We start from the raw sequence: 11,773 nt of genomic DNA, 5'->3' as shown, positions 1-11,773 counted from the left end.
TTTATCATTTATTCATCTAATCACTACTCTAAAAACAAAAAAGCCCCGTCATTTCTGACGAGGCTTAAAATATGGCGGAGAGATAGGGATTTGAACCCTAGATACGCTATAAACGTATGCCGGTTTTCAAGACCGGTGCTTTCAACCACTCAGCCATCTCTCCATGTCGCGAATAGTACGGAGATAATACGCGGTTGTAAATAACCAACTTAATTAAGTGGTTACTATTACAACGTTATCTAACTATTTAATCTTTCAGCAATGCCAAACACAGCATAAATGTTTATTCTTTATACTATCTCACCCTATCTCTGACTCTAACTGTAGGAGATAATTTTTCATGAACTCAATCCGTTTAAGCGCTTCAATCTTCGCTGCGTCTGTTTGCATGGTGTCAGCTAAACCGAGTAACTTAATATAAAAGTGATCTAGGGTATATGTCGTATCGTCAGGTTGCCGTTTTTGACAGAAAGGATCGTCAAGGGCATACAATGGTCGACCTAAAGATGTGCCAACCTGAATACACCGTGTTAAACCTATCGCGCCAAGTGCATCTAATCTATCAGCATCTTGAACAATTTTTGCTTCCAATGTTAACGGCTTAATATCAGCACTAAAGCTATGCGCCACAATCGCATGATGAATCTCATCATGATGTTCACTAGTAACTGTTTTCCTGATAAAAATTCAATCGCTTCATTAGCGGCAAGTGTGGAAGCTTGTTTTCTTCGAGGATCATCTTTAGCAACGGCAACACAGTCATGTAAATAGGCCGCAGCCAGAATAATGTTTAATTGAGCTTGCTCTTGCTTAGCAAGCTGTTTTGCTACTTTTACCACACGTAAAACATGCGCTTTATCATGCGCCGCATCTGCACTATTTAACAGCTCAAGCTTTGTCATTAATATTGATTCTAATGTCTTGAGATGCATATCATCGCCTCTGATAATCAAAAGCCGACATCATGTCGGCTTCAATTGGTATATTTCTTTATACGACGAATTACTCTTCGTCAAACTCTTCATCATCGAATTCGACAACAAAGTTATCTTCTAAGTAATCAACAACACAACCAACAGCGGCTGATGATACAGAGAATGTATTTGGCTCTACACCTGCTTGCTTAGACATTTCAAGTACAGCCAATGCGGTATGCTCGTCATTAAAGCCAACATCAAACTTTTTAGCGATATCGCAGCTTGTTTGATAAAGCTCATCCGTTAAGATGACCTCGCCATAGTATTCGCCATCGTCTAAATCAAAATTATCAACCAGTACTTCTATAATGATCTCGTAGTAATTTTGAAAATCCATCACTTAACCTTTTTAACTAATAAATTAAGCAGAAAAGCGTTCTGCTTGAAGATCGTTATAGTTTCATAATCTTGTTTTACACACAATAAAACAAATACCCCACAGTAAATGGGTGACCAGTCTTAGCAGAGCATGCTTAAAAATAGAGCATCAAACATCAAATCATTACTCTTAAGCTCATTTATAGTAAAATCATTCAAACCTAAGCACTAGACGACTGGTCTAATTTATTCTATAGTAACTTCATGAACGAAAAAACAATTGATACACGGCAGCACATTCTTAATGTTGGTTACCAGCTAGTGGTCACGAAAGGATTTACGAGTGTTGGCTTATCACAATTATTAAGTGCGGCAGAAGTACCTAAAGGCTCTTTTTATCATTATTTCAAATCTAAAGAGCAATTTGGTGAAGCATTGATCCACTCTTATTTTCATCATTATTTACAACGTGTCGCTCAGGTATTAAAAAACGAGCAAGGCACAGGCTTTGAACAACTCAATGAGTATTTCAAGCTATGGATCAAAGTTGAAAACGGCATCTGTAATGCCAATAAATGTTTGGTGGTAAAGCTCAGTGCAGAAGTATCCGATCTCTCCGAGCCTATGCGAGAAGCATTAAAGCAAGGAGCAGATAGTGTTGTCGCTTTAATCGCCAATACGATAGAAAGAGGAAAAAAAGATGGCTCAATCGCGATCTGCGACAGCCATATAACCGCCCAAACTCTTTATAATTTATGGCTTGGAGCAAGTTTACTCAACAAACTGAGTCACGATTTATCAGGATTACAGCAAGCATTAACAACAACACAAACACTACTGCTCCCAAAATAATTATCGACAAGACACGTAATATCGATAAACCGCAGTATTGATAAGACTACGCCCGCCTATCAGCACATTAGCGATGCGATAAGGCGGGATTTTTTGAAATAACAACTAGACGACTGGTCTAATTGAAAAGGAAAATCAGCAATGACAGCCACTAATCGCCAACTACTATTAGCCTCTCGTCCTGTAGGCGCACCAAAACCTGAAAACTTCCATTTAATAGAAACATCGATCCCAACCCCGCAACAAGGCGAGTTACTACTTAAAGCCGTTTATCTCTCACTCGACCCTTATATGCGTGGACGTATGAGTGATAAAAAATCCTATGCTGAGCCTGTAGGTATTAATGAAGTGATGGTCGGTGGCACGGTATGCCAAGTAACGGCTTCTCACCACCCAGAGTATCAAGTGGGTGAATGGGTATTAGCGTATTCTGGTTGGCAAGATTATGCCGTTTCAAATGGTGAAGGATTAATAAAGTTAGGAATGCACCCCACTCACCCATCCTATGCATTAGGAGTAATGGGTATGCCTGGCTTTACCGCATACATGGGGCTACTCGATATCGGCCAACCGAAACAAGGTGAGACTATCGTTGTTGCTGCAGCAACTGGCGCAGTAGGATCTATGGTTGGTCAAATTGGTAAGATAAAAGGCTGTCGTGTTGTTGGTATCGCAGGTGGTGACGAAAAATGCCAATACGCAAAAGAGACATTAGGATTTGATGAATGTATTGATCACCGTGCTGCTGACTTTGCGCAACAATTAGCGGATGCATGTACCGATGGCATTGATATTTATTATGAAAATGTTGGCGGTAAAGTCTTTGATGCAGTGCTTCCTCTACTTAATACAGGTGCACGAATTCCGCTTTGTGGCTTGATTTCTCAATACAATGCAACATCGCTTCCAGACGGTCCAGATCGTATGAATATGCTAATGGGACAACTACTGGTTAAGCGTATCAAGATGCAAGGTTTCATTATCTTTGACGATTATGCTCACCGTTATGACGAATTTGCACAACAAATGTCGCAATGGCTTGCTGCAGGCAAAATTCATTACCGTGAAGATAGAGTCGAAGGCCTAGAGCAAGCTCCACAAGCTTTTATTGGCTTACTTGAAGGTAAAAACTTCGGCAAAGTTGTAGTTAAAGTTAGCTAACTAAACCTAAAAAGGACTTATCATGATCATATTGCACCATCTTAATCAATCTCGTTCAAAGCGTATTATCTGGCTACTTGAAGAGCTAGGTGTTGAATATAAAATTCAACCTTACTGCCGAGACAAAGTCACATTTCTTGCGCCACCAGAGCTTAAGAGTGTTCATCCACTTGGTAAATCACCGGTATTGGAAGATAACGGAATGATCATTACCGAATCAGGCGCTATCACAGAATATTTAATTGTGACTTATGGTAAAGGTAAATTTATGCCTGAACGTGGCACTCAAGCCTATATTGATTATATCCAATGGCTACATTTTGCCGAAAGTTCAGCTATTTTACCGTTACTTTTAAAGATGTTTGTCACCAAAGATGGTGCCAAAATGAATTTTCTTGGCGATTATGCTGACATGGAAACTCAGAAAGTAATGCAATATTTTGATCAACGGTTAGCTGATAAAACTTACCTTATAGAAGAGCGTTTAACGGGTGCCGATTTCATGATGTCATTTATTGCTGAAATCCTTGGTAACTATGGCGTATTAGCTGCGTTTCCAAATATTCAACGTTACGCAGAGCAGTTACAAACACATCAAGGCTATCAAACAGCTCAAGCGTTAGAATTACAATATAACGGCGAATAAACCAACCTCTAAAGCCAAACAGGTCGTTGTTTGGCTTTTACTGTACTATTGATTTACAGTGTGAATGGCAGGTTTTCTGCATTAAGAAGCCCTAACATTCCAGCGGGACTCTCGACCTCGGCTAGGTGCATCAAGACATACCAACAACAGTTTAAATTTTAGATACAAAAAAGCCCCGTCATTACTGACGAGGCTTCGTTGTGTTGGCGGAACGGCTGAGCTGGCATTCCAGCGGGGCTCTCGACCTCGGCTAGGTGCATCAAGACATACCAACAACAATCAAATTTTAGATACAAAAAAGCCCCGTCATTGCTGACGGGGCTTCGTTGTATTGGCGGAACGGCTGGGCTGGCATTCCAGCGGGGCTCTCGACCTCGGCTAGGTGCATCAAGACATACCAACAACAATCAAATTTTAGATACAAAAAAGCCCCGTCATTGCTGACGGGGCTTCGTTGTATTGGCGGAGCGGACGGGACTCGAACCCGCGACCCCCGGCGTGACAGGCCGGTATTCTAACCAACTGAACTACCGCTCCAATTCTTTATGAAACCCGATAATATCGAATCTCTAGAATATGGCGGAGAGATAGGGATTTGAACCCTAGATACGCTATAAACGTATGCCGGTTTTCAAGACCGGTGCTTTCAACCACTCAGCCATCTCTCCAATGCCGCGAATAATACGTAGTTAAGCTGAGCTTGTAAACATCTTTATTCATTATTTTTATCAGGTGCTTATTATCTGTACGACCATTTCAAATAACGCTCAAGAGTACATTAGCAATACTATTCAATAAGCCCTTTTTCTAATGCATATTTCGCTAACTCGGCTGTTGAATGCAATTCAAGCTTATGTTTAATATTCTGACGATGCGTCTCAACGGTCCGATAACTAATCTCTAATGTTTTAGCTATTTGCTTACTACTTAATCCTTGTGCGACATGTTTAAGTACCCTTTCTTCTCGGCGACTCAAAGGATTAATATCAAGGCTTTTCACTGGTGAAGATGTCTGAGTAAAAATGGTTTGGCTCGTCGTTTCACAAAAATATGTCGCTCCTTGATTCACCGTTTTAATCGCTTGAACCATTTTTTCTGCCGAAATTTCTTTCAACATATAGCCCATTGCACCAACCTGCATCACCTTCATGATATATTCACGGTTATCATGCATCGTCAGCATCAATACTTTTGCATTAGGCAGTGTTTTTTTAATTTGCTCTGTTGCATCAATACCGTTCATGATGGGCATACTGATATCCATTAAAATAACGTCAGGTTGAAGATAACTGACGGTATCTAGTGCCTCTAAACCATTACTTGCAGTACCAATGACCTCGATATCAGGCTCTAATTGTAACCTTGCCATAAAACCATCAATCACCACTTGATGATCATCGACTATCACAATTTTAATCGTTTGTTCTGTCATACACTAAACCATCCAAGTTTAATAATACGGTAAGTTCAGTACCAAATCCGGGCTCACTATTAAGATCAAATTCGCCACCAATAAACTCCACTCGCTCGCGCATATTTCGCAAACCAATCCCTTTTAAATGATAACGATTTTGGCTATCAAATCCTTTTCCATTATCTCGAATGATCAATTGCAATAACTTTCCAAGTTGTTTCAAATGCACTTCAACATGCGTCGCATCTGCATGCTTAACAATATTATTCAGTGATTCTTGTACAACCCGATAAAGTGTTGTTGCAACATCAGAATCTAGCTTTCCAGCCTTTGTATCAAATAACATATCAACTGATGTACCGGCGTGAGATTGATAGTCTTGCAATAATGTTGTGAGTGCCGCTTCTAAACCAATATCATCCAGAGAGCTGGGGCGTAATTTATGAGAAATATGTCTTACTTCATTAATCGCTAATGTTAATGAATGCATCGATTTATTCAGGTAATCGACAAACTTTACATCAATGGACTGAAGACTAAGTAACTCTAAGTGACATTTACTTGAGACTAATAGCTGGTTTATCCCATCATGTAATTCTCGTGCGACATGTTTTTTTTCAGCTTCCTGAAATAGCACCGTTTTATGCGCTAACTCTTTAAGATTTCTATCAGCCAATCGATGTTCATGTAAGTTAATTGCCAGTGTAATCACGATAATTACTGCGACAGTTACTGTTAATATCACCACAATGGAAAAGAAGATCGTATCAATATTATGGTTAATCGCTTGCTGCATAGTCGCAACATCTTGGCTAACATCTTCAATATAGAGTCCAGTGCCAATCATCCAATCCCACTTATCTAACCATGCGGAATAACTTAACTTAGTAACCGTTTCTCCCGTTGATGGTTTCTGCCATAAATACTGATGATAGCCGCCCCCACTTCGTGCTTGTGATAACAAAGACGCAATTAAATAATCGCCTTGTTCATCTTGTATATTAATAAGATTTTTACCAATCAACTCAGGCATGATCGGATGGACTAAACTGACTCCATTTTTATCATAAACAAAAAAGTAACCGTCTTTTCCATAACGTAAATTAGTCAATATTGCCTTAACACGCTGCTGCGCTAAATCAATATCAATTGTAGAATCGTGGTAAATATGAGAGATGGCATTTAAGGCAAGATCTACGCTATCTTTCAATGCGGCTTCTTTAGCATCAATTAAACTATCACGAAAAACAGTAACTTCTTTCTGGCCTAAAGTTTTTGCCTGATAAATCGATATCCAACTGATACTGGCGGTCACAATCAGTAACGGTAATAAGGTTAATAAGATCAGTTTTGCTTTTAATGGCATAGAGACCTCCAAACAGCAAAAAGCTGATGTTTTACCACCAGCTTATATTAACAACTTATTATCATTTTTTACTTTTATAGATCACATTATCAATATTAACCCATGCCATAGAAATTCGGGAAGATCAAAATAGAAGCCAGTACCGCAATTTGAATAGCGATAAATGGCATAACTCCACGGTAAATATCACGTGTCGTGACACCTGCAGGTGCAACACCTTTCAAGTAAAACAAACTAAAGCCAAATGGCGGTGTTAAAAATGAAGTTTGTAAGTTCATCGCGACAAGTATGGCAAACCAAGTCATATTTAATCCCATAGCTTCAGCAACAGGCGCTAAAATCGGTACGATAATGAAACAGATCTCAACAAAATCGATAAAGAAACCAAGAATTAAAATAACCAGCATAGTGATGATCAAAAATCCCCACTTTTCACCGGGTAGCGCCATCATCCATTCTTCAACTAAGTAATCACCACCCGTGTAGGTAAATGCCATCGAAAATGCGGTCGCACCTAACAAAATAGCAAAGACCATTGCCGTGACTTTTACCGTTTCTTTTGCTGCCTCATAGATCATTTTCCAACTAAACATGCGATATAAAATGGCTAACACAATCGCGCCAAATCCACCTAATGCAGCAGACTCTGTAGGCGTTGCAATACCTGCAAAGATAGAACCTAGCACTACGATAATTAACGCTAATGGCGGAATAACCGCTTTTAAAGCAGTAAAAACCTCTTGCGATCGACTAATACTGTCATCACGCTCAATTGGCTGCGCCGCTTCAGGGTTAAGCTTGGCATAAATTAAAATATAAGCGACGTACGCACCTACCAATACAAAGCCCGGTAAAATAGCGGCCTGAAATAAATCACCAACAGGGACACCTAGCACATCACCCAATAATATTAATACAATCGATGGTGGAATAATTTGTCCTAATGTCCCCGAAGCACAGATGGTTCCACACGCAAGGCCTTTATCGTAATTATATTTGAGCATGACGGGTAATGAGATAAGCCCCATCGCAACAACAGATGCCCCTACCACACCCGTTGATGCCGCTAATAATGCACCGACTAATACAGTCGAAATAGCAATACCACCACGAACGCCACCAAACAGACGCCCCATCGATTCTAATAATTGCTCCGCTAAACGGGTTTTCTGTAGTACTAAGCCCATAAAAACAAACAGTGGCACCGCCATAAGTACCGTATTTTCCATGATTGACTGAATGCGATAAGGCATAAATGCAAACATGTCGAAACCTTCAGCCCAAACACCAAAAATTAAGGCTATTCCGCCGAAAGTAAATGCCACAGGAAAGCCCAGTAATAAGGCAAATAATGCGACAAAAAACATCACGATTCCGATCATTGACGTATTCCTTTACTGATCTTGTTTTAATGCCGCATGCTGCGGATTAAATAAGGTATTTAATGAGTGAACAACCAGCCCTAAGCCACTGATCGCCATTAAGCCAAATGAAAGAGGGATCATTGCTTTAATTATCCATCGATAAGCAAGACCACCAGGATCGCCAGATGTTTCGCCTAATGCATAACTCTCTTTGGCGAAATCAATGCCATACCATGTCACCAGTAAACAAAAAGGTAGTAGAAAGAAAAGTGTACCTAAAATATCAATGATCGCTTGGCTTTTACGGGATAGACGCTCATAAAAAACATCAACACGAACATGTCCCGCAGAACGGATCGCGTAAGGAACACCAAGTAAAAATACAGCAGAAAACAGGTGCCATTCCATTTCTTGAAGGGCAATGGAAACATCATTAAAAACGTAGCGCATAACAACGTCATAAACGACATTAACTAATAATAATAAAAATAGGATACTGGCGAACCAACCAAGTACATCACCAATACGATTAAAAAAACGCTCTAGCGTAATCAGACTTTTCATTCCTTACTCCATGGAATCCCACCAAATACGCATAACAGCGATCTTATATGCATAAATGGCAGGATAATAACGTCCTTATTTAAACAGACTTATTGCGCTTGGCTATTAAGGTAGGCACGATGAGATATATTAGTCCATGAACGTACCTGATTTAGATAATCCGCTTGTGATTTTTGAATCGCTTTTGCTTGTTCATCTTTTTCTGCATGTTGTGCAAGGAGGCGATCATTCGCGTCACGTAATGCTTTCATTACTGCTGGCGGGAAATCTTTCACTTTTATATCAGGGTAGGTTTGTTGAATTGTTGACCAGTTTTTACCGCTTGCATGAGTAGCTTGGGTATACATGTCATAAGCGGCTGTACGCATTGCAACACGTAAGATCTCTTGCAGATCAGCAGGTAAACGCTCCCATGTACGCTTATTGACTAAGAACTGTAATTCTGACCCTGGCTCATGCCAGCCTGTGTAGTAATAAGGCGCTATTTTATGAAACCCCATACGCAAATCTAATGATGGGCCTACCCACTCAAGCGCATCAATGGTATTTCGCTCAAGTGAAGTATATAGCTCTCCTGGTGCAATATTGGTTGGCTTAGCACCGACTTCAGCAAGAATTTCACCAGCAAAACCAGGGATTCGCATTTTCAAACCTTTCAGATCATCAACGGTATTGATCTCTTTTTGAAACCATCCCCCCATTTGAATATCTGAATTACCGCCAGGAAATGAAAGCAAGTTATGAGGTGAATAGACTTGCTCCATCAACTCCATACCACCACCATGGTAAAACCACGCATATTGCTCAGCAGGGGTCATACCAAAAGGCATAGAGGTAAAGTATAAAGTGTTTGGAACCTTCCCCTTCCAGTAATACGAGCCTGAATGTCCCATGTCGTATTGACCAGATTTCACCATATCGAAGATACCGAGTGGTGCTTTGTGCTTATTGGCAGAGTCAATACGAATTTTCAAACGACCGTTAGACATTTTTTCTGCCATCGCCACCATGTTCTTGGTCGCATCACCAAAAATCGGAAAATTTGGTCCCCATGTTTCAGCTAATTTTAAACGGTATACTTTTTCTGATGCCTGTGCGCTTGTTGCCAACATAGCAACACACCCAAGTGTAACGATTAGGCTTTTTTTCACCACACGTTTCACTACGCTACCAATAATAGTCATTCACTCATCCTTGCTTTATATGATTAGGCTACAAAATGATGTTCAAACATACTTTGGCTTAACGCTATACAAGATAAAATGAGAAGGACTACGGATTAAAAGTTAAAAATCGTTAATAAAAACAAAAAACAAACCACGTATAAAATCGTACCGATGAAATTTAAACTGTTATTTATCAATAACTTAAACGATAACTAACGCTGCGTATTTATACGTACCAATCAAAAATAACGATTCGCCGCACAAGATATAATTTCTGTGAACTCAGCACATTTAATTCATTCTTTATAAGAAGAAATTAGTTGAAATATGAAGCTTCATCTAATGTCATGGAAATGACAACTGTGGTAGGATCCCTCGAAATTAGCGTAAAAACAAGTAATTAATGTTGCTTAAACGTTAAAAAACAGAATCAAGCACTATTAAATGTCATTACTATCAATGACATCACTGAGAGATATTTACATTGGTTGATCTATTAAAAGAAGTATTAGGCTGGACTTCCGTCGTCTTATATATCCTGCTTACTATATTTAACAGCATGAAATTCACTCGCTATGCTGCTTTTGCATCTGCAACAAATGATACTGTTTGGTCAATTCTAATGGGATGGTGGCCGAAAGTAATTTTAAACCTTTCCGTTAATGCGATTAATGCTTACCGCTATGTAAAAGACTTCACCAAAACGGGGAAGGCAATAGTTCACACACTCGCTGCAATTATGGCATCAGCTATTATCTATATAACTTATGTTGCTATTAGTGCCTTCATTGCAGAGCCAACGATTACTGTCGCATTACAATATTTAGATTTAGCCGTTATTGTTGCTGCACTTTATATGACATCACTGAAAAATTATCGCATGTTAATGCTGACATCAGGTTTTGTTGGTATGGCGGGATATTATGGCAATCCACAAATGATGATCATTAAAGCGCTAGTGATTGTTATCATGAGCTATAAACTATATTCGACACGTCATCAGGCACAAGAACAACAGCTAGCTGAAAATCATTAAGATCTTACTGGCTTATTTATAAGCTGTAGAGCGCACCGTTCTGCAGCTTTTTTATAACGCTAACCACTTTACCCCTGCCTTGCTTATCAATTCAGTGCCAAAATCAACCTAGCTCTTTACAACACATAATGAATGACGCTCATCAAGTAAGTAGCCTACATATAATTTTTAATGGGAGATATAAATAGATACGTCAGGATCATCGACAAGATAAGTATGTTGAACATCAAGCCGTTCATAGAAGGAGCATCATTGAGAGAGTCAATACGATGAGAGAACTGCTTTTCATCATAATGATGTGTAATGACATCATTGGATGCACCTTATCGTATCAGTATGGTGTTAAATATTTTTATTAACAAAGGGGGGAAGGTACAGAATAAATAAGGGCAAGAAGTGATTGTTGTTGGCAAGAGTGGGAAAGAAAAGGAAATCGATGTTAGCCAAATTAGTCAGGCGCTCATTTTTACTTACTACCGAAACTATTCGATAGTTAAGTTTAAGGCAGACACCCCGTTCTGCCTCTCTCTTTTAAATAAACCATGACTCACAAGCATGTTATTCTAAACCTTAATCAATAATTGAAAAATGCCCAATCTCTTTATTATTGTGATTAGTAATAATGCCTTTTTCTGATTCTTCACAGTACGTAAAGTTGACATCTAATGTATCTAGCTTACCGTTAATTAAAACATGTCGGCGCAATACATCACTATTTAACTGATGCACAGATGCATTCCAGCTAAGATCATTAACATTGAAGTTGATAATCATAATATACCTCTTTAAATTATAGCGTTGATGAATTCTAGCTATCACGATAGTAAAGCTAAATATCAACAGTTTTATAGCGTAATGAATTTTTAATGAAGATTATGAGTATAGCGATCAGCAAAACTGCTAAAGAGT

Annotated in this window: 11 protein-coding genes, 3 tRNA genes and 1 pseudogene; 4 read left to right on the top strand and 11 right to left on the bottom strand. The window is 39.2% G+C overall.

The features are described 5' to 3' along the window. Positions 1-72: 72 nt before the first annotated feature. The 3 genes and pseudogenes from CTN01_RS08015 to CTN01_RS08005 form a co-directional block, all read right to left on the bottom strand. A tRNA-Ser gene (locus CTN01_RS08015) sits at positions 73-163 on the bottom strand. 137 nt (positions 164-300) lie between these two features. Next, positions 301-932 (bottom strand): annotated as a pseudogene (locus CTN01_RS08010) (HD domain-containing protein). Between the two features lie 70 nt (positions 933-1,002). Then, complete coding sequence (locus tag CTN01_RS08005) at positions 1,003-1,314, bottom strand: hypothetical protein (RefSeq protein ID WP_045082508.1); 312 nt, start codon at positions 1,312-1,314, stop codon at positions 1,003-1,005. Positions 1,315-1,559: 245 nt separating this feature from the next. Between CTN01_RS08005 and CTN01_RS08000 the strand changes: the two genes are divergently transcribed. From CTN01_RS08000 to CTN01_RS07990, 3 genes are all read left to right on the top strand, one after another. Beyond that, on the top strand, positions 1,560-2,147 hold the full coding sequence (locus tag CTN01_RS08000) for a TetR/AcrR family transcriptional regulator (protein ID WP_045149974.1): 588 nt from the start codon (positions 1,560-1,562) through the stop codon (positions 2,145-2,147). A gap of 141 nt (positions 2,148-2,288) precedes the next feature. Then, on the top strand, positions 2,289-3,308 hold the full coding sequence (locus CTN01_RS07995; RefSeq protein ID WP_045149975.1) for an NADP-dependent oxidoreductase: 1,020 nt from the start codon (positions 2,289-2,291) through the stop codon (positions 3,306-3,308). Between the two features lie 22 nt (positions 3,309-3,330). Further along, entirely contained in the window at positions 3,331-3,954 is a 624-nt protein-coding gene (locus CTN01_RS07990) for a glutathione S-transferase family protein (RefSeq protein WP_045149976.1), read from the top strand. A gap of 460 nt (positions 3,955-4,414) precedes the next feature. On the opposite strand, the gene CTN01_RS07985 is transcribed toward CTN01_RS07990, so the two are convergent. The 7 genes from CTN01_RS07985 to CTN01_RS07955 form a co-directional block, all read right to left on the bottom strand. Then, positions 4,415-4,491: transfer RNA gene (locus CTN01_RS07985), tRNA-Asp, on the bottom strand. 40 nt (positions 4,492-4,531) lie between these two features. Then, positions 4,532-4,622 (bottom strand) — tRNA-Ser (locus CTN01_RS07980). A 119-nt stretch (positions 4,623-4,741) separates the two neighbouring features. Beyond that, on the bottom strand, positions 4,742-5,386 hold the full coding sequence (locus CTN01_RS07975) for a response regulator transcription factor (protein WP_045149977.1): 645 nt from the start codon (positions 5,384-5,386) through the stop codon (positions 4,742-4,744). Further along, entirely contained in the window at positions 5,367-6,734 is a 1,368-nt protein-coding gene (locus CTN01_RS07970) for a cache domain-containing protein (RefSeq protein WP_005364113.1), read from the bottom strand. The genes CTN01_RS07975 and CTN01_RS07970 overlap by 20 nt, the downstream gene beginning before the upstream one ends. Before the next feature lie 95 nt (positions 6,735-6,829). Further along, positions 6,830-8,116: a TRAP transporter large permease gene (locus CTN01_RS07965; RefSeq protein WP_045149978.1), complete on the bottom strand. Its 1,287-nt coding sequence runs from the start codon at positions 8,114-8,116 to the stop codon at positions 6,830-6,832. 12 nt (positions 8,117-8,128) lie between these two features. Next, the gene (locus tag CTN01_RS07960; protein WP_045149980.1) at positions 8,129-8,662 is read right to left on the bottom strand and encodes a TRAP transporter small permease subunit; all 534 of its coding nucleotides are present in this window, start codon (positions 8,660-8,662) and stop codon (positions 8,129-8,131) included. Positions 8,663-8,751: 89 nt separating this feature from the next. Next, complete coding sequence (locus CTN01_RS07955; protein ID WP_045149983.1) at positions 8,752-9,846, bottom strand: TRAP transporter substrate-binding protein; 1,095 nt, start codon at positions 9,844-9,846, stop codon at positions 8,752-8,754. 466 nt (positions 9,847-10,312) lie between these two features. Between CTN01_RS07955 and CTN01_RS07950 the strand changes: the two genes are divergently transcribed. After that, positions 10,313-10,864 (top strand): hypothetical protein, encoded by a 552-nt coding sequence (locus CTN01_RS07950; RefSeq protein ID WP_045149985.1) that lies wholly within the window; start codon positions 10,313-10,315, stop codon positions 10,862-10,864. Between the two features lie 570 nt (positions 10,865-11,434). Here the strand turns inward: CTN01_RS07950 and CTN01_RS07945 are convergent. After that, positions 11,435-11,638 (bottom strand): hypothetical protein, encoded by a 204-nt coding sequence (locus CTN01_RS07945; RefSeq protein WP_045149986.1) that lies wholly within the window; start codon positions 11,636-11,638, stop codon positions 11,435-11,437. Positions 11,639-11,773 lie beyond the last annotated feature (135 nt).

It is taken from the genome of Photobacterium angustum, assembly GCF_003026365.1.
In the GTDB taxonomy this organism is placed as follows: domain Bacteria; phylum Pseudomonadota; class Gammaproteobacteria; order Enterobacterales; family Vibrionaceae; genus Photobacterium; species Photobacterium angustum.
This window is presented reverse-complemented; position numbering and strand designations above follow the sequence as displayed.

Bases quoted from the DNA above. Each gene is read 5' to 3' on its own strand.
- CTN01_RS08005 (WP_045082508.1), bottom strand. From the start codon at position 1,314: ATGGATTTTCAAAATTACTACGAGATCATTATAGAAGTACTGGTTGAT.
- CTN01_RS08000 (WP_045149974.1), top strand. From the start codon at position 1,560: ATGAACGAAAAAACAATTGATACACGGCAGCACATTCTTAATGTTGGT.
- CTN01_RS07995 (WP_045149975.1), top strand. From the start codon at position 2,289: ATGACAGCCACTAATCGCCAACTACTATTAGCCTCTCGTCCTGTAGGC.
- CTN01_RS07990 (WP_045149976.1), top strand. From the start codon at position 3,331: ATGATCATATTGCACCATCTTAATCAATCTCGTTCAAAGCGTATTATC.
- CTN01_RS07975 (WP_045149977.1), bottom strand. From the start codon at position 5,386: ATGACAGAACAAACGATTAAAATTGTGATAGTCGATGATCATCAAGTG.
- CTN01_RS07970 (WP_005364113.1), bottom strand. From the start codon at position 6,734: ATGCCATTAAAAGCAAAACTGATCTTATTAACCTTATTACCGTTACTG.
- CTN01_RS07965 (WP_045149978.1), bottom strand. From the start codon at position 8,116: ATGATCGGAATCGTGATGTTTTTTGTCGCATTATTTGCCTTATTACTG.
- CTN01_RS07960 (WP_045149980.1), bottom strand. From the start codon at position 8,662: ATGAAAAGTCTGATTACGCTAGAGCGTTTTTTTAATCGTATTGGTGAT.
- CTN01_RS07955 (WP_045149983.1), bottom strand. From the start codon at position 9,846: ATGACTATTATTGGTAGCGTAGTGAAACGTGTGGTGAAAAAAAGCCTA.
- CTN01_RS07945 (WP_045149986.1), bottom strand. From the start codon at position 11,638: ATGATTATCAACTTCAATGTTAATGATCTTAGCTGGAATGCATCTGTG.